Below are 21,424 nucleotides of genomic sequence, written 5' to 3'. Positions count from 1 at the left end.
AATTTGGAGTATACATTAGCATGTGATATAATAAACACATTTTGGCTAAAAAATTCACTGGTTAACAAAAAATAGTAATTAATAGTTTACATGAGTTAACAAATATTATATGGTTCGCCTCGTTTATTATTTAAAAAAACAATAACTAATCGAGGTTTGAATGAATTTACAAAATTCCCACTCAAAAAAATATGTTTTAACTTTTTTCATGTCAACATGTTTGTTGACTAGTAGCTTTTTAAGTACAAGTGCTAGAGCGGCAAGTTTTCAAGATTTAGTTAGTAAAACCCCGGCATGGGAAACGCACAATTTACAACAGCAAAAAGCTCTTTGGAACAATTTGACTCCAAATGAAAAAATCAAAAAATGGCAAGAAGCAGATTTAGTTCCTAGTTTTACTCAAGCACAAAAGGATCTAGAAATAACGTATAAGGAAACAGATTTATCAAATTTTTTAGATAATACGAGACATAAAGCAAGACAAGCAAGAGCTGAAATTTTATTATACATCGAAAGAATAAAACAACAGGATTTTGATACAAAAAAACAAGAATATATTAATCAAGGTGTAGTTCCTACAGATATAGAAGCAGCAACAAATCTTGGAATAAGTTATGACCCTAGCAAAATAGACAATAATGTAGAACACGATCAAAAGGTACGTCGTGCAGAAAAAGACAAAAAAGCGGTAATCGAGCTATATATCAGCTCAATAAACAGAGATATTAAATACAAACATTATGTTAATAATGATATTATCCCTGAAATGAAAGAAGTAAGGACTACTCTTAACATGAATAAAGATGATGCAGAATCTTTTGTTACTTCAATAAGAACTGAAATTATGGAAAACGCAAAGGGACAATATATAGCCGATAGCCATATTCCTACAGAAAAAGAGTTAAAAAATAGGTTTGGTATATCTCCTGATGATAATAGAAGCTATATTAAGTCAATAAGACTTAAAGTTATGGACAAAGAAAAGCCACAATATATAGCTAATAATAGTATTCCTACAGCAAAAGAGCTAGAGCAGAAATTTGGTGCTGATAAAGGTGAGGCAACAAACTATATCGCATCAATAGCAACTCAGATGATGCTTAGTAAAAAATCGTACTATATAGATAATAATATTATCCCTAACGCTGACGAATTAATGAATGAATTTAAGATAGGGCAAATAAAAGCAAATTCTTATATAGAACAAATAAGAGCCGGAATAGAAGCAAACCAGTTTCTAAACAACAATGATACTACTAAACTGTCTGCCGGACGCTCTCAAAAAAAGAGCGGACGCAAAAACGACACTTGGTACATATCAAATCAAGGTACAAATAATACAGGAACATCTTCAGGGGTTTTCACGGGTAGAAAAAAGAAACAACCATATGTTTTTGATCCTATAAGTACTTTTAAAGCTCAATTTAATACTAAAAAAAGTAAGGATAATTTAACGCAGTCTCAACGCAATATAAATAGAATAATACAACAAGAAGAAAATATTGAAGACTTTAAAAATCTTATTAAAACAGATCCTATAGCAGCATTAAATCTTAAAGTAGATAGTAGTTATAAACAAGAAGCAGTAACGGCTATCTTAAGTGATTTTAATGATGATATTATTCAAAGGGTATTATTTAGCAATGATAAGGGACAATTAGATTTCAATACCAATATTGACGTTAAAAATAGACCTATTTTAAAAGAATTATTAGAAAATAGTTCTTCTGAAGAAAAAACTAAATTTGCTGAAAGAATTCAAGACTATGCAACACGAAATATATCTAATAATCAATTTGAAGAAAAGGCACGATTAGATCTTATCAAACTAGCAGCAAGTAAAGATAAGAGTTCAGTAGAAAACCTTTTAGCTCTGCAATTAGAGTTAAAAAACAAAATGCAACCTTATATTGTAAAAAGTGTCTATGTTTTAACACCAGAAATAGTAAAAGAAATAAATATAGAACTAAAAAATAAAGGGCTAATAATAGATAGTTTAACTAAAGACGATATGATTAAACTAGCCAAAGAAGTAAATAAACACACATTAAATTCAGTAATTAAAGTAATATTATCTGATAGTAACATACTCAGCAATGAAACCAATAAAATTTTAGGGTTAGCAGTAGGTAATAATGCAAATAATTTAGAACAAACACAAAGCGGCATTCCGAATCCACCTCCTCTACCACTAAATGGGGACATTCCGAATCCACCTCCTCTACCGCTAAATGGGGGTATTCCAAATCCACCTCCTCTACCGCTAAATGGAAGCATACCACCTTCACCATCTCCCTTAAATCCTCAAGGCTTTAGTAGCAACTCTAACAATTTTGATTTAAATAAGTTACAAGCAGAATATCCTCGCATACATTCATTATATGTTCAGTTTACTCACAATACTGCTGTTCAGCCAAAAGTACCACTTCAACCTACAGCTTCTAGTGCAACCAGCACAGACAGAAGCATGCCAGAGACAGCTTATGCCAAACTATATGTAGAATATAGAACTGAGACAGTAAAAAAAGCTGCTGATTTACAAGATCAGCTTATAAAAAGACAAGCTGATCTTACAAATGTTATACGTCAAATATTAACAGAATCATACGCCAACCAAGGAGCTGACGAGAAAACTCTTGTAAATTTATTTAGTATTTCAACCCCTGAAATCGCAGAAAAAGCTAAAGAAGCTTTTAATACCCTTATTCAAGACCCGTATATACAAAATATAACCACAAATGGTAAGAAAACAATAACAAGCAACGAAATAATTCAAAATCTTTTCAATGAAGACACTGATGATGCAGTAAAACGTATTTTATTATCGTCATGTAAAATATCTGAAGAATTAAAGAGACCTATTAAACTTGAATTCAATAAATCAAAATTGATTAAAGAGTTACAGAACAAACAAAATCCGTTTGAACAATTAGAATTTGCCTATACTAATGCAAAAAACTTCGATCAAGATATATTTGGCAATAGAGTCGAAGAGTTAATTAACAACCCTAATATATTAACTATAGTACAACAAGCTACTTTTTTAATAACAGAAGATGCAAACTTAAGAAAAACAATTAATTCTGATCAAGCACAGGCTAAACTTGATGATTTAAGAACAGCTATTTTAAGCACAATAAAATTTGAAGAATTAATTACAGCAAATTTATCTCAACATGAGTTTATTGCTATAGTAAAGGAAAAAGAACCCGAATTATTAAAAGAACTTTTAAAAGCTACTACTATCCAATTAACAAGTAATAATAATGTAGATCAATTAAGATCAGCTTTGCCTTCATTTACAGGCATGAGCAATGAACAAATAAAAATTCTTACTAAGAAATTAAATATGTCTATAATATTCAAAGCTCTTCAAGAGTGCTCGCAAGAAAAAGCTAAAAAACACATCCATACTGTCCATACTGGAAACATGCCACCACCACCACCACCGCCACCGCCTAATTTACAAGATTTGGAATTAGCTTATCTAAAAAGATTAGGGATTACTAAATTCAATGTAAATACATCTACTTTTAAAACAACTTCAAAAGCTTATGAATTTAAATCCGATATAGCTCAAAGATATAAAGAATTTACTTTATCAGGACACCAATCAGCAGGACATAAAGCAAAATACTCTGATACCGATTTATTTAAAAAAGCTATAGTGGAATCAGTAGCATTTGAGCATTCAAAAAACTTACCTAAAGCTCATCAAAATAATAAGTATTTTGCAAAAATCCAAGAAGCAGTCGATACTATGCACTCTAGCTTTATAGGTCCTAGAACTGAACTAGGACAAAAAATACATAATATTTATAACTCTAAACTTTCAGAATTAACAAAAGATAATAAATTTATTCAATATGTTGAAAATGATATTATAATTAACAAAAAATTAACGGAGGCGTTTACTTCCGCTAACTCTGATTTTATAGGTCCTAGAACTGAACTAGGACAAAAAATACATAATATTTATACACAGCAATTGACAAAATATCCAGAAGAAGCGATAAAAGAGGCCTTTAACACTTTTCACTCTGATTTTATAGGTCCTAGAACTGAACTAGGGCAAGAAGTACATAATATTTATAACTCTAAACTTTCAGAATTAACAAAAGATAAAGAATTGACTCTATTTGTTGAACAATTACTAGTAGAGTCTACTGAACTAGAACAAAAATATGGTAGTGATATTCAATCAGAAAATAGTAACAATGAAAAGAAAATAGGACGTTTAGATCTGAAAAAATTACGATTATTCCAACAAGAAAACGAAGCTACAAATGACGAATCCTCAACAAAGGATGATACACAACCTGAAGATAGCAATAAACAGTCAGAGCAATCTGATTCAAAAACCGCTTTATCACCGAAATTATTGAGTTCTAACGATAGCAAAAATGATAAATCATCAGATGACAAAAAATCACTTCTAGCATTAAGGTCTAGTGATGAAAACGATAAAGAGTATGAAACTGATGAAAATGATAAATCATCAGATGACAAAAAATCACTTCTAGCATTAAGATCTAGTGATGAAAACGATAAAGGGTATGAAACTGATGAAAATGATAAATCATCAGATGACAAAAAATTACTTCTAGCATTAAGATCTAGTGATGAAGACGATAAAGGGTATGAAACTGATGAAAATGATAAATCATCAGATGACAAAAAATCACTTCTAGCATTAAGATCTAGTGATGAAGACGATAAAGGGTATGAAACTGATGAAGAAGAATTAGAAGAAAGCAATAGCACCACTGACGAAGAATTAAAAAAAGATATAGTTTTAGAAAGCGAAGATGAAACTATCGATGTGTCATTCAAAACTGAAGCAATTACAAAACAAGATGAGGTGACACAGAAACAACAGGTATCTGATGATACTAGTAGGAAAGTAGCAATATTAGTTAAGGCGACTTCAACTCTTAACAAACCTGTTCACTATAATATTTTAAGTAATAGATTAAAGGTTGCTGCAATAGGGGCCGGTGATGAAGAAGCTAGTATAAACAAAGGGGTATGGATTAGCGGCTTATACGACATCAACAAACAAGAAACTTGGAAGAATATTCCAAAATATCAAAGTCGTACAACCGGCATAACTATCGGGACTGATGCTGAATTCATCAATAGTCATGATGTTATAGGAATAGCTTATAGCCGTTTGGAATCCCAAATTAAATATAATAAAAAACTAGGGAAAACAACAGTTAACGGTCATCTTTTAAGCATTTACGGTCTAAAAGAACTAACTAAAGGTTTCTCATTGCAGGCTATAACATCTTACGGTCATAATTATATTAAGAATAGATCTAAAAGTATTAATAATATAATTGGAAAATATCAAAACAATAATTTAAGTTTTCAAACTTTATTAAATTATAAATATCGTACAAAATACGATTTACATTTTATTCCTAATATCGGTTTTAAATATGATTATTCAAGAGCTAGCAACTATAAAGAGTATAATGTAGATATAGAAAATCTCATGATTCAAAAGAAATCAAATCAATTATTTGAAAGTAGCCTTGGCGGTAAAATAGTGTTTAAACCTATAGTGACCACAAACAATATAGTATTAACACCAAGTTTGTATGGTAATATTGAGCATCATTTCAATAATAAAAATACAAAAGTTAATGCAAAAGCGACTTTTAAAGGACAAACATTACAAGAAATAATTATTATACCAAAACAACCTAAGCTTGGATATAATATTGGTAGTAATATACTTATGAGTAGAAAAAATATAAATGTTCTACTTGAGTATAATTATTATACTCATAGAAAGTATCAAAGCCATCAAGGACTTATTAAACTAAAAGTCAATTTGTAAATCACCAATAGAAAATTTAAATAAGGATAAGCTTTTCCTAAGAGCTTATCCTTTCTTAATGAATAAGCTTATTAACCAAACTCCTGCATAGAATATTGGAGTACTAAATATAGTAAAAAATAGTTTAAATGAATAGCTATTAAGTACAAGATGACCTAATTGGTCAAAAGGAAAAATATTAAATAAGCTCATAATCCCAATTACAATAAAAGTATCGATAAATAAAGAAATTGCCGTACTAAAATTATTTCTTATCCATAAATATTTACCTTTAGTAATTTTATGTATCCATAAATAGATATTAATATCAACAAGTTGAGCTATATAACAGGCAAAAGTTGATGCTAAAAAGATATTAGTAGCTTCCAATTTATCCATGAGACTTATTATTAAAACTACTATTATATTAAAAATAATAGCAAGCTTTACACGGCTCTTTCTTTACCGTAAAACTCAGCTATTAAATCCGTTAATAAAAAAGTTAACTGATAAAAAATTGCTCCTATAGATAATTCAAGAATATAAAAATTAAAAATATTAAGGTAAACAAATTTTTGATATATTAAGTTTCCTACTATAATAAGGACTGTAAAAACGTACATAAAATGATATAAATTTTTTCTTTTATATTAAATTCTATAGGCATTTCTAAAATTATTTTAGGTGCAAAAATATTGCTGTACTCTAAATAATATATATTGGGAGTTCTGAAAACTATACTAAATTCTCTGATGTCATGCCATTGATCCATAGGTGTTGTTACATGACTCCTGTTATGTCATTCCCGCAAAAGCAGGAATCTAGTACTTTTATCTGTCACCCCGTGGCTTGGCCACGGGGTGACACAGTGGATTTTACCGATACACGCAACAATACCAACAAAGGTAGACAATGACAAGTATGAGAGATATTAATAAGATAAAGCTGTAACTATTTAGCTATAGGTAAACTATTTTCTGCTTGATTTTCTTCAATTTCATTAATCTTAGAAACTAAATCAGATTTCTTTTTTGAGGAAAGGTTAGCAAGTACTATTGCATTTATTAAAAATAATGTTGTAAGTATTATAGTGCTTTTAGTAAGAAAATTACCGACTGTTTTAGCACTGACTACTCCCATATTATTACCACCGCTTATACTACTAATTCCATCCGATCCGCTACGCTGCATCAGAATAACTATAATTAGCAATATTGCAATAGTAATATGTACAAAAAGAAGAATGTCTATCATATAATAAAATAATCGTTACCGTATTTTAAATGTAAATAATACATTAGTTTTATATTATTTGCAACTTAGCTTTATAAAATAAACATAATACTATAATAGTATCTAACAGAAACTAAACTAAAATCAGCATATGAGTTTTTCAAGAAAGGTTAAAAACTCACAAAGCTTAGGATGTGTGGTGGTGCTACTAGGGGGAATTGAACCCCCGACCTCTTCATTACCAATGAAGTGCTCTACCCCTGAGCTATAGTAGCAAGATTATTTCAAACCCTTTTTGCCACATATTTGTCATTAAATCAAGAAAAATTTTGGAAATTCGTTTACTATTTACAAAAAAGCTCTTATTCTAGCTCTTCATTCGCTCCACTTATATGTATCCCATCATAAGATGCTACTGTAGTTTCATTAGCATGCATCCCAAATTCTTTCTGTAAATAATCACTTAAAATCTTTAGTGTTTTTTCTTTGGTTTGGCATGCTAATATCATTTTATTATCTTGTACTCACTTGCGTAATTTGGGTATCTCTTCTGCAGTAACAAGCCTCATTTCCAAACAACCGTTTTCTTCTTGTTGTAGAAGGTCAGCCGTTACACTCGTAGTAACTCTATGACATGTACCGAATAAGTCTAGATCTATCCTTGAAATTGCTTCGTCACTAGTTACTTCTTTAAAAGTTCTGGAATGATTGATGTTATCCTCAGAGATACTGGCAAAGACTAATCCCTTTTCAGTTATTTTATGTTCACAAGCATCGCCATAGTAATAACTCTTAGGTTTAAAGACTACAATTTTGTTATTAAATTCAACTAGGTTTGCAGGTTTTGTAATTTTTTTCATATTTTATCTAAACTTCTATTTTTGTAAAAAGATAAGGCAATCAATGCAAAAATACAGCTTAATATGACATAATAAACTGCTGAGGTTACATGCCCTGTTTTGTGTACTAAATATTCAAAGACAAGAGGCGTAGTACCACCAAAAATACTTGTAGCAGTGTTATATGAAATAGAGAGAGCAGTGTTACGTATATTTGTAGGATACAATTCTGCTTGTAATACCGGTTCAGGACCGATATAGCTAGCAGCAAGTATAGCAAGTATCAATTGTGAGATAATTACACTTGTAAAGGCCCCATTCTCAAAATTATTAAGTAAAAACGGCGTTGTTACAATAATTATTATCAGATTAATTACAAAAATTTTCCTGCGACCTATAATATCGGATAGATAACCGCTTAATAAAGTTACGGCTATCATAATCACGTAACACACGCTAGCAAGGCTATTTACCTCATTTTCAGTAAAGTTGCGGCTGATTTTTAAAAACGATACCAAGTAAATTGTAGTTAGATAGAATATTATCGAACCGGGAGCATTGATAAAAATCGAGATTAATATATCAAACCAATAATTGGTAATGACTTTTTTTAACGGTGATTGTAAAATCTTTTTCTGCTCTCTTAGATTTTTAAAATTCGGTGTTTCGTGTGTATTTTTTTTAATATAAAATGCTGCAAAAAGAATAAAAAAACCAAGTAAAAAAGGTATTCTCCAGCCAAAACTATCAAATTGTAAAGCTGTTAGGATATTCTTAACGATATAAGAAACAAAAGAACCAAGCAATAAACCGGAGCATATACTAGACATTGAAATACTACCGGTGAAGCCTTGGTGTTTATGGCTAGTATGCTCAATAACAAAGGAAATAGAGCTGGTCAAAGCTCCTCCCATTGATAATCCTTGTAGAATTCGTACACAAATCATTAATATAGTCGCAGTTATACCGATAGTATGGTAAGTTGGTAATATTCCTATTAATACGGTTGGGGCAGACATGCAAAATAACGCACTAGTTAAGGCTACTTTGCGTCCGAATCTATCACCGATAACACCAAAAAATATGCCGCCCAACGGTCTCGCCAAATAACCTATAGCAAATACTAAAAAAGCTTGCAGTAAAGAAGTATTAACATCATCATTTGGAAAAAATTTTGTTCCTATTATGGGTGCAAAATAACCGAATAATACATAATCATACCATTCAAAAGTGTTAGCGATACCGCTTGAAAATACTAGTTTACTGCGATTCATGTTTTCTATTCATAGCTTTTTTTTCGGAATATATTATAAATAAGGTGGTAGGAATTATTATTACTGCTCCATGAAGTGTGCTTTTATCGGGAAATTCGTTAAATATGAAATATGCCGCTATTGCCGAAATCACCAGCTCTAAATATCTATAAGGAGCGGTAGCGGTTGCATCTACCATGGAAAAAGCTTTAAGCAGGAAGAATAATATTAAGCTTCCGCTACTACCGAGTACAAACAATAAAGCTAATTCAAAACTACTAGGAGTTAGCCAATACTGCGATGCTACAGGTAACGACACTATAGCAGTTACTATTGCCGAATAAAATAGCATGCTAATCATCGATTCTTTTATTACGAATTTTTTATTAATAATATCAAGCATAGCAAATGAAATAGCCGCTAATACAAAATACAAAATTTCTGGGTTAAAATCCTCGGCATGCGGTTTAAGCGTAACAACAAGTCCTATAAATCCTACTACGGTCACTACCCATCTTGGCCAAATAATATTTTCGTTCAGAAAAAATACGGCAAGTATTAAAGTAAATAAAGGAATAGAAAAACTTACGACTGTTGCAGTAGTAACGGGAGCTATGGTAAGACCGTAAGTCCAAGAAGTCATACCGAAAAATAATAATAACCCTCTTAATATATGTACAAAAGGACGACTTGTTTTTAAAGTATTTTTACCATAATAAACAACAAAAGGTAGTAAAACTATGCTACTGAAAAAGAAGCGGAAAAAAGCTACTTCAAAGCTATGTAAACGAGTCCCAAGATATTTAGACATTACATCATTGGCACTACTACTTACTAAACTAAGTAAAAACCAACCTATACCGGTTAAATATGTTTTTAATGCATCATTCATTAATATGCTCCAATAATTTCTATAATTTTACTTAAATGTCTTGACTTTTAGCATAAAAGAATTCTATCTTTTATGACAATGGTATAAATATATAAACAAAAATTTTATATAATAATACAGTAATCAATTTTAAGCAAGTAAAGGTTATAATTATATGTTAAGAATAGTGAAAAAATTAGGGATAATTTTGTTTGTATCCAGCATAAGTATTAATAGTTTTGCTAAAAGCATGTATGATGATGTAGACTCTGCTCCTGACTACGATAGTACACCGTATTACGAAAACGAAGGCAGTTTAGTTTTCAAGATGCGTCTAGGAGGTGTTGTTTCAAGTGCTAAGCAAAAAGGATTACCTATTCCTACCTCTCCTCAACCTATTTCAGTAGGAGAAGTTGCAAAAAACGGTTATGGAGGTGATGTGTCCACTACTATATTCTTTAATAATTATTTAGCTACTGAATTATCACTTGGCTTTAATGTGTTACGCACTAAATATACATCCCTTGCAGCCGTTGCTCACAATTATGGCGTTGATAATGTCAAACTAGGAAAAAACAAACCTATTTATATGATTCCTGCAACAGTTACCGGACAATTTCATATAGCTCCTTACGGTGGAATAAGACCATATATAGGTATAGGTTATCACGGTTCTTATATGCTTACGCAAGCTACCGGTCTTAAAATTAGAAACGGACACGGTGCCGTAGGACAAATAGGTGTAGATTTTTATGCTAAAGATGATACTTTAATTAATATTGACGTAAGACAATTTTTCTTAAATCCTAAACTTGAGTATAAACCAAATTTAGTAGATAATAAAACCATGACCTCTAAAGTTAAACTTAATCCTTTAATAGTTTCTATAGGTATAGGATTTACTTTTTAGCCTTGTTGCATGGTTCTTGAAGCGTATTTGTCATCCCGCAACTTGATTGCGGGATCCAGTTTTTTATTTTTTTGGATACCGCGGTCAAGCCGCGGGATGACACTAAATAGCTAATAATATAAACATACATTCACCTATGTCCCTACAAATTATCCAGTTATTATACTTAGTTGCGGCTGTTTGCTTTATTCTATCACTCAAATTCTTATCCTCACAGAAACAAGCATATTTAGGCAGTACCATAGGTATTTTGGGGATGGCAATAGCAGTCGTCGTTACTTTTTTCCTACCGGATTTTACTCATAAATTACCCATTATAGCAACCATATTATTAGGTGCTGTAATCGGCGGGATTATCGCACTTAAAATCTCCATGACGGCAATGCCTCAATTAGTAGCGGGATTTCACTCTTTTGTCGGTCTTGCTGCGGTATTTGTAGCTTATGCTACAGTACTTGCTCCTGAAAATTTTTCTATAGGAATAGCAGGAAGTTTACCGATTAATGCATTAATAGAAATATCAGTAGGCGTCTCTATCGGTGCTTTAACTTTTAGCGGTTCGATTATAGCTTTTCTAAAACTACAAGGCTTAATGAAAAGTAGCTCGTTAAAATTCTACGGTCAGCAATATATATGCTTATTAACGGCAATAATATTGGTTATTCTAGTAATATCGTTTATTCGTTCAGAGAATATATTTTTATTTAATCTAATAGTTTTTTTATCACTGTTAATCGGAGTATTACTAATAATACCGGTAGGCGGTGCAGATATGCCTGTTATAGTCTCAATGCTAAATTCTTATTCAGGTTTTGCGGCAACAGGTATAGGCTTTACGCTTAGCAATAGCCTACTTATTATTACTGGAGCATTAGTCGGTAGTAGCGGAGCTATACTTAGCTATATAATGTGCAAAGCGATGAATCGCTCATTAATTAAGGTTATTTTTGGGGCGTTTTTGCTTGCACCTACTGGAATTAACAAGGATAGAGACGACGATAAAATAGCAAAAACAAGCTGCCCTGAAGATGCAGCACATTTACTACTTAATACATCATCGGTGATAATTGTTCCCGGTTACGGTATGGCAGTAGCCCAGTCTCAGCATATCATAAAAGAGATGGTTGATATATTAGAACGTTCAGATATTAATGTACGTTTTGCCGTACATCCGGTAGCAGGTAGAATGCCGGGGCATATGAATGTTTTACTTGCAGAAGCTAATATAGATTATGAGAAAGTACTTGAGCTTGAAGAAATTAATAGAGATTTCGCTACCACTGACGTAGTGCTTGTGATTGGGGCAAATGACGTAACTAATCCTGCTGCTAAAAATGATCCGAACAGTCCAATTTACGGTATGCCGGTACTCGATGTCGAAAAAGCACGTACGATTTTGTTTATTAAACGCTCTATGGGATCAGGATATGCAGGTATAAAAAATGCGCTATTTTATCATGATAATACTTTTATGTTATTCGGCGATGCTAAGAAAGTAGTTGAGGAGATAGTTAAGTTTCTAAATGAAGATTGACTTAAATAACTCTATTTGTTATAACTTCTTAAATTAAGCCAAAAAACAATTATCATGAATTCGCAAAAAACATTACCGCTTCTGCCAAAAGCCACGGCTATGTGGTTAATTGAAAATACTTCTTTAACTTTTAAACAAATTGCCGATTTTTGCGGTATTCATGAATTTGAAATAAAAGGTATGGCTGACGGTGAAGTAGCACAATCTATAAAAGGTTTAAATCCAATTGCAAACGGTCAGTTAACTTTAGAGGAAATTAAGCGTTGCAGTAAAGATCCTAATGCTAATTTACAAATTTCATATAGCCCTGCTGATGAATTGATGAAAAATCAGAAAAAACAGCGTGCTAAATACACTCCTATAGCAAGACGTCAAGATAAACCGGATGCTATATATTGGTTATTGTCTAATTATCCGAACATTCAAGACCATCAAATAATTAAATTAATAGGTACTACTAAAATTACTATAGATGCTATTAGAACCCGTAGCCATTGGAATATGAATTCTATTCGTCCTCGTGATCCCGTATTACTGGGAATCTGTAGTCAAATAGACCTGAATAAAATAGTAGAAAGCCTAAAGCCTCCACAAAATCCTACAAAAGAATCATAAAATTATACTAACTGCTATCCTGCGAAAAGCTTGCTTACGTGAATTATTTTTTGATTGTTACCCCACCTTGATCAGCGTTATTGCGTGGCTCGTTTATGTCATTCCTGTATAGTCGGAACATTGCTGGATGGACCGTAAAATCCACTGTGTCACCCCGTGGCTTGGCCACGGGGTCCATAAAAAAATCTAAAATACTAATAATATTAGTATTTTAAGCTAGATTCCGTGGTCAAGCTACGGAATAACAACGGATGCATTTTTCAATCCACATTAACAATACTTTTCTCACAAACGGATTTTTTTATGGATTAGAAAAGTGATTATTGCCTAATAAATCGTTTATCGCTAGGTAAAGTATAACTTTTATTGGTAGAACGATAGGGACAAATATCAATTCCTCCACGCCTAGTATATACTATATAAATAGAAAGAAAATCAGGACTTATAGCGTTTTTAATATCTGTAAAAATACGCTCAGCACACTGCTCTGCAAACTCATTACAATTTCTAAAAGATATTAAATATTTCAGAAAAGAATCATGTTTTAACTTTTTTCCTTTATATTTTATAACGATTGTACCCCAATCCGGTTGACCGGTTACTAGACAATTTGATTTGAGCAAATTAGAATTAATCTCTTCTTCTACCAAAACATCTTCATACTCAATTAAACTATTATCAGGTGCACCGTAATTATTGCATACTATATCTAAATCATCGATATTTTTACCGCTTGGAACACCAAATTCTACTTTTGTATTTATAGGAAATATACGTCCTGTTACTTTAGCGTGTGTAACATTACTTAGATCCTGCAAGATAATTCTTTCTAGTTCTTTTACTGATTCAACAACAAAGTTATTAAAAGAATTTAGATATAATTTAAATGATTTTGATTCTACTATATTTTCAGAATCCGTCGGTATATAAAAAGTGCCTATTCCAACCCATGGCTTACCGTTCTTATTAAGACAAGATAGTTCATATGTATTCCAAACATCTACACCGTAAAACGGAAGATTATTACTATTTATTCCAAGTTCGTTTCGATGATTTATACGTGGAATTTTAAATAATAAAGTCACATCATAACTATCTTTATAAGTACTTTTTTTACCAAGTAAAGAAGTAGATAAAGGCATTAATTATGCTCCTTGTGCTAAAATTTCTTTTTGTTGTAACTCATCATATTCTTTTAGCATATAACCACGTCCCCATACTGTGTCGATATAATCTCTACCGCCGGCAGCATCACTTAACTTCTTACGAAGTTTACAAATAAATACGTCAATAATTTTCATTTCCGGTTCATCAACACTACTATATAAGTGATTTAAGAACATTTCTTTAGTTAAGATAGTTCCTCTTCGGAGTATTAATAGCTCTAAAATAGCATATTCTTTGTTCGTCAAATGTACTTTTTTGCCGTCAACTTCTACACTTCTAGTATCTAAGTTTATGCTAACCTTATCAAACCTAAATACTGATGCTGCATGACCTTTAGAACGTCTAACTATAGCTTTAATTCTAGCAATTAATTCCTCTCTTACAAACGGCTTGGTTAGATAATCATCGGCTCCGGAAGAGAAACCAGTAATTTTTTGATACGTATCCGTTAAGCTAGATAAAATTAAGATTGGGGTTTTTATTTTTGCAGCACGCAATCTTAGTAATATTTCAAAACCATTAATATCCGGTAACATAAGGTCTAAGATTACTAGATCATAACCACCAACTTTACCAAGCCTTAAACCTTCCACACCAACTGAAGCTTTATCGCAAACTATCCCTTCTGAAGCTAAAGTTAGCTCAATTAAGTTAGCCATTTCCGGCTCGCCTTCAATTAACAAAACTCTCATTATTTTTCTCCATAAAATTCAATTTTTATATTGTGCTATAATTTACAATTAATTATTGTTAACTAAATTATAATTTTTTATCTAGCAGCGCTTTATACATTCATTAATAACATAAGTAAAGAATATTTAATCAAATTGATAAAATTTTTACTATTAAGCTCTTTAAGCTCTACCTGTGATTTAAAAACCATAGCGTTTAAAACGAAATTTATTTAATAATTAAATGATTTTCTTAGTTTTGATGCTCCGACATTTTCTTATGATATAAGGCACCAAAATCTATAGGATCAATCATTAAAGGCTGGAATCCTGCATCTTGAGTACAGCTAGCTATAATTTTTCTGGCAAATGGAAATATCATCGCCGGACAATGAACGGATAATAAAACCGGATGTTGTTCAGAATCAATATTAATTAAATTAAATACTCCAGCATATTTTAATTCTATCTGAAATAATTTATATTTCTTATTTCTTGCAATTGCCTCGATATTTAACTCTACTTCATAGAAATTTTCTTCCGATAAATTAGTAATATTTATATCTAGAGATAAATCAATTTGAGGGCGTTGATCCAAAGCTGCAAGAGAAGACGGGGCAGAAGGATTCTCAAGAGATAAATCTTTTATATATTGTGCATTAACGGAAATATGCGGCATTGTCTCATTAGTATCGGTGTTTATTGTACTCATAAAAATCCTTATTAAAAATTTAATATAATTTTCTACATAAAAAAGTTATGTTAGCGGTAAAGTTACGCCTACTTGTTTCATATATTTTCCTTGGCGATCAGCATATGAAGTATCACAAATTTGATCACTCTTTAAAAATAAAAACTGACAAGCTCCTTCATTTGCATATATTTTAGCAGGTAATGGAGTAGTATTAGAAAACTCTAAAGTTACATGTCCTTCCCACTCCGGTTCTAACGGAGTCACATTTACTATTATACCGCATCTTGCATAAGTGGACTTGCCGACACAAATAACTAATACATCACGCGGTATTTTAAAATATTCTATAGTTCTGCCAAGGGCAAAGCTATTAGGTGGAATAATACACACATCTACTTCTCTATCAACTAAATTATATTCACTGAAATTTTTTGGATCAACCGTAGTAGAATTTATATTGGTGAATATTTTAAATTCATTAGATACTCTAGCATCATAACCGTAAGAAGATAAGCCGTAAGAAATAATCTTTTCTTTATTATGCACTCTTATCTGCTTTTCCGCAAAGGGCCTTATCATACTTTGATTTATAACAGCTTCTTTTATCCACTTATCTGACATTATAGCCATAATCAAAACTTGATTTAATTAATAAACTAATGATTATAACTCATAATTATTTACAATACAAAATTTTTCTTTAAAACTATAAGTCTGAGACTATTTGAATAATGATAGTGATAATAATACAACATATATATACTTAAAATTAAATTATTACAAATTAAAATAGTTTTTTATTGTCAATTCTGAAAAGAATTATTATATTTATAGCGTAGTTGATTTATATTTATTAATACTATTTATTTTGTATAGTAAATTTTATTATTTAAGTTTATTAGGAGCTTTATTAAAGTGAAAAAATTATTATTAGCTGCAAGTATTATTTGCATTGCATCAGCTGGTCTTGCCGAAGGAAATCCAATACCTGTTATTTCTAATTCTGATACTGAAATAAAATTAGAAGGATTCTATTTATTTGAAAGCGGTTATATTAAACAGGATCATTTAATTTTATTTGATAAAAATGTAACTGATAACAGGAAAAAGCTAGGCTTTTACACGGAAGCAGCGTTTGCGGCCACTATTGCTAAAACTATAAATGATGTAATAGCAGGTGCTAAAATAGTGCTTCAGCCTACTACAAGAGCAAAAACCTCTACAAGTTATAATGGATCACATATCTTTATTGAAACTAGTTACGGTAAAGTAGAATTCGGCTCTCCCGCTGATGCAAGCGCTAAGTTGCGTATTACCGGTAGTCAAGTAACTGCAGGTACCGGAGGATGGTCTAGATATGCTCTACTTGATGGTCAATATATGCGATATAACGGTTTAAAATCGGATTTTGATACTAGTGCTAGCTTTTATCTTGAGTCATACTCTAATTCTTTTAATCAAATCAATGATAAAGCTGAGAGAGCTAGAAGATTGAATTTTTTCACGCCTAAAATGAAAGGCTTCCAAGTCGGAGTTTCTTATACTCCCGATACTGCTAATACAGGCGGTAATAGAGATATAAATAATTTAACGCTCGAAAGCTCAGGCAGAAACGGAGTTAGTGTTTCTAAAACCGGAATAAAGACGGTTAAATTAGAGAATAACGAAACCATGACTATTAATCAGAATATTAGGGATGCTTTTTCTGCCGGCTTAACTTATGAACATGAAATTAGCGAAGATGCAGACTTAAAATTATCTGTCACCGGAGAATACGGTAAACCTGCTCGTCGTCTTATTCATGCTAAAATGGACGGAACTGCAATTCAAGTGCTTAATACCTATAAGCTTTCTAATTTAAAAGCATATAATCTTGGAGCTGTATTTACTTACGGTAATTTCTCTTGTGGTGCTTCTTACGGTAATTTAGGTAAAAGCTTAACCGCTAAGGAATATTATAAAGTCGGTCGTGATACTTATTATTACAATGGAGCAGTTGCTTATGGACAAGGACCTATAAAAACAAGTCTTGAATATCTTAAAACTTCAAGATATAAAAACACCGTTGATGCTGTAAGCCTCGCTACTGAATATAAGATTATGCCTGGTTTATTACCATATGCTGAAATTTCTCATTTCCAAGCTAAAGGTAAACCTGTATATTACCCTGAAGCACCTAGTAAAACAACACGAGGTACTGTTGGTCTTATAGGTACAAAACTTAAGTTTTAATTATTTACAAATAAATTGCCATCACTATTATAATCAAGGCTTAGAGCAATCTTATGCCTTGATTATTCCATTTTTTTAATTGAACTATCAATAAACTTTATAGTTCCGTCGTTGTAATAATCTTGTTTTCTCTTCTGTTAAATCTTTAAACCATTCTATTAGCTTACAGCTCTCTAATTCTTGTCAAATTATGCTTAGCTTTTGTACTTCAAGTACCGGCGAACCTTGAAAATTTATGCTATACTGCCTTTTGATTAAATAAAATTATATATTTTACTTTTTTTATTTTTAGATATTGATTTTCTCTGATTACCATATATTGTGATGCAACCATAATATATGGTAATCATGTGATATATGATTTTTATTATTTTAAAACAGGAGTAACACTACGAACCATGCTCAATTTACAAGCTCAAGACATTCCTTTGTAAATGGATTAAAAGCAGTTACAAGATATGCAACCGCTTCTAAATTATTATTTAAAGATGCATATATATTTTGTTTCTAGTGCCAACTTAAAAAAATATTTACAATATTACATGCTTTAAATATTCAGAAAGTCTATACAAAAGACGGGGATTTTGAGGCAGCATTGAAGTTTTTTAATATGCAACAGGATAATTCTCTAAAGATATGTAACTCAGAACATCGAAAAACCAGCATCAGAGGACAATGAAAATATTTTCTCTCCTATATTAAATGTATTTAAAAACATGATGGCAATAAGTAACATTATAGATAAATATATTACTGCAATCCCTCATTTAATGAGTATAGGTTTTACCTTAAAAAAAATTTCAAGCCCCAACTACGTTATAAGCAAATTTGATGCAATAAATGTACCAGCACTTATGGCTGCCACTATCGAAAAACCTTTAATAGATACAATTAGAGAGGATTGTTCTACTATAATTCAATTTTTCAAAGATAGTAATACTCTATTAACTGGTGTTTATAACCTTTTCGGTAATAATAATGAAGATTTTACATATTATCAATTAGAGGAAGGTTATCAGGATGATCAGGTTGATGTTATAGGAGTAGGAGATAGTAACATCTATTAATTTAAATAGGTAAGATGAGTTTAAAAGCCTATAAAAACTTTTAATAATAGAACGGTACAAGCGAATTTATAAATAATTCGCTTGTATAAAACCATATAAAATATGCTATTTTTTTGTATATACTCAATCTTTATTATAATTATGATGAAAATCTATTATTTTTTGGGAAGCCCATAGGAGGTAATTTACCGGTACTACCTCTTTTGCCTAAAAATGCAACAATGTTTTTCTCAAGTTTTACTTTTCCATTGTTATTCCAACCTAAGCCGTCTTCTTTATTGAATATTTTAATATCTAGAAGCTTAGCATTCTTAAATTTTTGCAGCGTTACACCTTGCCCTTTTTTCATTTCAGGTATTTCATCTATATTAAATACCAGTAATTTACGACTTTCACCGATACAAGCAATACTATCCCCGTTTACAGGTAAACAAGCTATACATACATGACCATCCGGTACATTCATAATTTGCTTTCCTGTTTTTGTTTGAGCCATTACTTCATTTGAATTAACTAAAAACCCCTTACCTACACTACTTGCAAGTAATAAAAGCTGATCAGGTTTATAGACTAAAATATTCGTAATATCGTTATTGCCTATATCCACAAGTAGCTTTATAGATTCCCCTGTTCTTTTACCTTTGGAAATATTATCGGCAAGCAAAGTAAAAAATCTGCCTTCTGAACTAACTATTAATATTTTATCAGTCGTGTAAGCTTCTAAAATAAATTTTTCTGCATCACCTTCTTTATACTTGATAGTCGATAAATCGGTGTTATGACCTTTTAACGAACGCACCCACCCCATTTTTGAGCAGATAATAGTAATCGGCTCTTTAGTAATGAAAGCCGTTATATCAACTACTTGATTCGTAAGCGTTACTTCCTCAAAGCTTGTACGCCTTGCTCCTATTACCGTATTTAATCCAAATTTCATTTGTACTGTTTTGATTTCTTTTTTAACTATTTTCCATAGTTCTTTAGGGTTATTTAGAATTTCTTCTAATATAGCTTGTTGCTTCTGCAAATTACTATGCTCATTAATAATTTCCTGCTCTTCAAGCTTGCGAAGCGAGCGAAGACGGGTATTTAACATCGCTTCTACTTGTATTTCGGTTAGTTTAAACCGCTCTATCATTATCGCTTTTGGCTCATCTTCTTCACGAATAATTTTAATTATCTCATCAAGATTTAGATAAGCTATCCTAAGCCCTTTTAGAATTTCTAAACGATACTTGATTTTGTTTAAAAGATAAGTTGATCTGCGAGTAACAATATTTTGTCTATGATCTAGAAACTCTTGTAAAATCTCTAAAATATTCATTACTCTCGGCACGTTATTACTGCCGATCACATTCATATTTAACTGAATGCGGCTTTCTAAATTCGTTAGCTTGAATAGAGATTCCATAACTATTTGCGGATCACATCCCCGATCTCTGGGCTCTATAACCAACCTTATAATGTCTGTTGATTCATCTCTAATATTGCTAACAAGGGGAATTTTTTTATCCTTTAGTAATATTGCTATTTGTTCTATAAGTTTTGATTTCTGAACCTGATAAGGTATCTCGGTTACGACTATCTGATATGTACCGTAACTTAACTCCTCTTTTTCCCATCTGCTTCTCACTCTAAGACTACCGCGTCCAGTAGTATATGCAGCATTAATAACTTCAGCTTTATCAATAATTATGCCGCCGGTCGGGAAATCAGGACCTTTGATAAAGTTCATTATATCGTTAATTTCAGCTTTCGGATGGTCGATTAAATATATTAGAGCATCACAAAGCTCATGTAAATTATGCGGCGGTATATTGGTTGCCATACCGACTGCTATCCCTTCAGAACCATTAGCTAGTAAATTCGGAAAACTTGCCGGCATTATTACCGGTTCTAAATCGGAATCATCATAAGTAGGGCGAAAATCTACCGTATCTTTATCGATGTCCTCCATTAATAACGTACCTATGTCCGTCATACGTGATTCGGTATAACGCATAGCTGCTGCATTATCACCGTCGATAGAGCCGAAATTACCCTGCCCATCAATTAAAGGATAACGCAACGAAAAATGCTGAGCAAGGCGTACCAAGGTATCATATACTGCCACATCACCGTGCGGGTGGTATTTACCTATTACGTCACCGACCACCCTTGCACATTTCTTATAGCCGGAATTCGGCTCAAGCCTTAACTGTAGCATTGCGTATAATAACCTACGATGTACAGGCTTGAGTCCGTCACGTACGTCAGGAAGCGAACGTGACATAATTGTTGATAACGCATAAGCAAGATAACGCTCTGATAATGCATTACCAAAGTCAATATTTTCTATTTTAGCTTCTTTCATAAGTTATTTAGTTTTTATTTATCGTCATTGCGAGCAGTCGTTGTTGCGTGGTTCTCTATGTCATTCCTGCAAAAGCAGGAATCCAGAAAAAAAGTATAAACACAGCAAATTCTTAAAATTAAAAGCTCGATTTATCTCGCTTTATGATGGATTTCTGC

At 31.7% G+C, this 21,424-nt stretch carries 14 protein-coding genes, 1 tRNA gene and 2 pseudogenes; 6 read left to right on the top strand and 11 right to left on the bottom strand.

Going from position 1 to position 21,424, the window contains the following annotated elements; all coding sequences use genetic code 11:
• Positions 1–160: 160 nt before the first annotated feature.
• Entirely contained in the window at positions 161–5,848 is a 5,688-nt protein-coding gene (locus RGRA_RS0101105) for an autotransporter domain-containing protein (protein WP_095531965.1), read from the top strand.
• A gap of 45 nt (positions 5,849–5,893) precedes the next feature.
• On the opposite strand, the pseudogene RGRA_RS08295 reads toward RGRA_RS0101105, so the two are convergent.
• The 6 genes and pseudogenes from RGRA_RS08295 to RGRA_RS0101070 all read right to left on the bottom strand — a co-directional run bounded on the left by RGRA_RS08295 (position 5,894) and on the right by RGRA_RS0101070 (position 10,044).
• Positions 5,894–6,494 (bottom strand): annotated as a pseudogene (locus RGRA_RS08295) (queuosine precursor transporter).
• A 284-nt stretch (positions 6,495–6,778) separates the two neighbouring features.
• On the bottom strand, positions 6,779–7,081 hold the full coding sequence (gene secG / locus RGRA_RS0101095; RefSeq protein ID WP_004996773.1) for a preprotein translocase subunit SecG: 303 nt from the start codon (positions 7,079–7,081) through the stop codon (positions 6,779–6,781).
• Positions 7,082–7,260: 179 nt separating this feature from the next.
• A tRNA-Thr gene (locus tag RGRA_RS0101090) sits at positions 7,261–7,335 on the bottom strand.
• An 87-nt stretch (positions 7,336–7,422) separates the two neighbouring features.
• Positions 7,423–7,635, bottom strand: a pseudogene (locus tag RGRA_RS08290) (hypothetical protein).
• Positions 7,636–7,916: 281 nt separating this feature from the next.
• Entirely contained in the window at positions 7,917–9,173 is a 1,257-nt protein-coding gene (locus RGRA_RS0101075) for an MFS transporter (protein ID WP_017443412.1), read from the bottom strand.
• Complete coding sequence (locus RGRA_RS0101070) at positions 9,160–10,044, bottom strand: DMT family transporter (protein ID WP_017443411.1); 885 nt, start codon at positions 10,042–10,044, stop codon at positions 9,160–9,162. Before RGRA_RS0101070 ends, RGRA_RS0101075 begins: the two co-directional genes overlap by 14 nt.
• Positions 10,045–10,198: 154 nt before the next feature.
• Here RGRA_RS0101070 and RGRA_RS0101065 point away from each other — a divergent pair, with 154 nt between their 5' ends.
• The 3 genes from RGRA_RS0101065 to RGRA_RS0101055 all read left to right on the top strand — a co-directional run bounded on the left by RGRA_RS0101065 (position 10,199) and on the right by RGRA_RS0101055 (position 13,082).
• Positions 10,199–10,933, top strand: a complete 735-nt coding sequence (locus tag RGRA_RS0101065) for an OmpW family outer membrane protein (RefSeq protein ID WP_017443410.1) — start codon at positions 10,199–10,201, stop codon at positions 10,931–10,933.
• 136 nt (positions 10,934–11,069) lie between these two features.
• Positions 11,070–12,467 carry an NAD(P)(+) transhydrogenase (Re/Si-specific) subunit beta gene (locus tag RGRA_RS0101060; RefSeq protein ID WP_017443409.1) on the top strand — a complete coding sequence of 466 codons (1,398 nt, stop codon included), beginning with the start codon at positions 11,070–11,072 and terminating at the stop codon, positions 12,465–12,467.
• A gap of 54 nt (positions 12,468–12,521) precedes the next feature.
• Entirely contained in the window at positions 12,522–13,082 is a 561-nt protein-coding gene (locus tag RGRA_RS0101055) for a cell cycle transcriptional regulator TrcR (protein ID WP_017443408.1), read from the top strand.
• A 320-nt stretch (positions 13,083–13,402) separates the two neighbouring features.
• Here RGRA_RS0101055 and queF read toward each other — a convergent pair whose 3' ends face one another.
• The 4 genes from queF to dcd all read right to left on the bottom strand — a co-directional run bounded on the left by queF (position 13,403) and on the right by dcd (position 16,244).
• Positions 13,403–14,224: an NADPH-dependent 7-cyano-7-deazaguanine reductase QueF gene (gene queF / locus RGRA_RS0101050; RefSeq protein WP_017443407.1), complete on the bottom strand. Its 822-nt coding sequence runs from the start codon at positions 14,222–14,224 to the stop codon at positions 13,403–13,405.
• Between the two features lie 3 nt (positions 14,225–14,227).
• Complete coding sequence (gene ctrA, locus RGRA_RS0101045; RefSeq protein WP_010976784.1) at positions 14,228–14,941, bottom strand: response regulator transcription factor CtrA; 714 nt, start codon at positions 14,939–14,941, stop codon at positions 14,228–14,230.
• Positions 14,942–15,173: 232 nt separating this feature from the next.
• Complete coding sequence (gene secB / locus RGRA_RS0101040) at positions 15,174–15,632, bottom strand: protein-export chaperone SecB (RefSeq protein WP_017443406.1); 459 nt, start codon at positions 15,630–15,632, stop codon at positions 15,174–15,176.
• A gap of 45 nt (positions 15,633–15,677) precedes the next feature.
• The gene (gene dcd / locus RGRA_RS0101035) at positions 15,678–16,244 is read right to left on the bottom strand and encodes a dCTP deaminase (protein WP_014412107.1); all 567 of its coding nucleotides are present in this window, start codon (positions 16,242–16,244) and stop codon (positions 15,678–15,680) included.
• Positions 16,245–16,529: 285 nt separating this feature from the next.
• Between dcd and RGRA_RS0101030 the strand changes: the two genes are divergently transcribed.
• Both RGRA_RS0101030 and RGRA_RS0101025 read left to right on the top strand, forming a co-directional pair.
• Complete coding sequence (locus RGRA_RS0101030) at positions 16,530–17,846, top strand: porin (RefSeq protein WP_017443405.1); 1,317 nt, start codon at positions 16,530–16,532, stop codon at positions 17,844–17,846.
• Positions 17,847–18,562: 716 nt separating this feature from the next.
• A complete protein-coding gene (locus tag RGRA_RS0101025; RefSeq protein WP_024547218.1) occupies positions 18,563–18,913 on the top strand; it encodes a hypothetical protein in 351 nt (116 codons plus the stop codon).
• A 139-nt stretch (positions 18,914–19,052) separates the two neighbouring features.
• Here RGRA_RS0101025 and parC read toward each other — a convergent pair whose 3' ends face one another.
• Positions 19,053–21,266 (bottom strand): DNA topoisomerase IV subunit A, encoded by a 2,214-nt coding sequence (parC, locus tag RGRA_RS0101020; protein WP_017443402.1) that lies wholly within the window; start codon positions 21,264–21,266, stop codon positions 19,053–19,055.
• Positions 21,267–21,424: the final 158 nt, after the last annotated feature.

Origin of the sequence: Rickettsia gravesii BWI-1 (genome assembly GCF_000485845.1) — a bacterium.
GTDB lineage: Bacteria > Pseudomonadota > Alphaproteobacteria > Rickettsiales > Rickettsiaceae > Rickettsia > Rickettsia rickettsii.
This window is presented reverse-complemented; position numbering and strand designations above follow the sequence as displayed.

What these genes read in the sequence shown, in the direction of transcription:
- RGRA_RS0101060 (WP_017443409.1), top strand. Translation starts at nt 11,070, where the DNA reads ATGTCCCTACAAATTATCCAGTTATTATACTTAGTTGCGGCTGTTTGC.
- dcd (WP_014412107.1), bottom strand. Translation starts at nt 16,244, where the DNA reads ATGGCTATAATGTCAGATAAGTGGATAAAAGAAGCTGTTATAAATCAA.
- secG (WP_004996773.1), bottom strand. Translation starts at nt 7,081, where the DNA reads ATGATAGACATTCTTCTTTTTGTACATATTACTATTGCAATATTGCTA.
- RGRA_RS0101055 (WP_017443408.1), top strand. Translation starts at nt 12,522, where the DNA reads ATGAATTCGCAAAAAACATTACCGCTTCTGCCAAAAGCCACGGCTATG.
- RGRA_RS0101105 (WP_095531965.1), top strand. Translation starts at nt 161, where the DNA reads ATGAATTTACAAAATTCCCACTCAAAAAAATATGTTTTAACTTTTTTC.
- RGRA_RS0101025 (WP_024547218.1), top strand. Translation starts at nt 18,563, where the DNA reads ATGATGGCAATAAGTAACATTATAGATAAATATATTACTGCAATCCCT.
- secB (WP_017443406.1), bottom strand. Translation starts at nt 15,632, where the DNA reads ATGAGTACAATAAACACCGATACTAATGAGACAATGCCGCATATTTCC.
- RGRA_RS0101065 (WP_017443410.1), top strand. Translation starts at nt 10,199, where the DNA reads ATGTTAAGAATAGTGAAAAAATTAGGGATAATTTTGTTTGTATCCAGC.
- parC (WP_017443402.1), bottom strand. Translation starts at nt 21,266, where the DNA reads ATGAAAGAAGCTAAAATAGAAAATATTGACTTTGGTAATGCATTATCA.
- RGRA_RS0101075 (WP_017443412.1), bottom strand. Translation starts at nt 9,173, where the DNA reads ATGAATCGCAGTAAACTAGTATTTTCAAGCGGTATCGCTAACACTTTT.
- ctrA (WP_010976784.1), bottom strand. Translation starts at nt 14,941, where the DNA reads ATGAGAGTTTTGTTAATTGAAGGCGAGCCGGAAATGGCTAACTTAATT.
- queF (WP_017443407.1), bottom strand. Translation starts at nt 14,224, where the DNA reads ATGCCTTTATCTACTTCTTTACTTGGTAAAAAAAGTACTTATAAAGAT.
- RGRA_RS0101070 (WP_017443411.1), bottom strand. Translation starts at nt 10,044, where the DNA reads ATGAATGATGCATTAAAAACATATTTAACCGGTATAGGTTGGTTTTTA.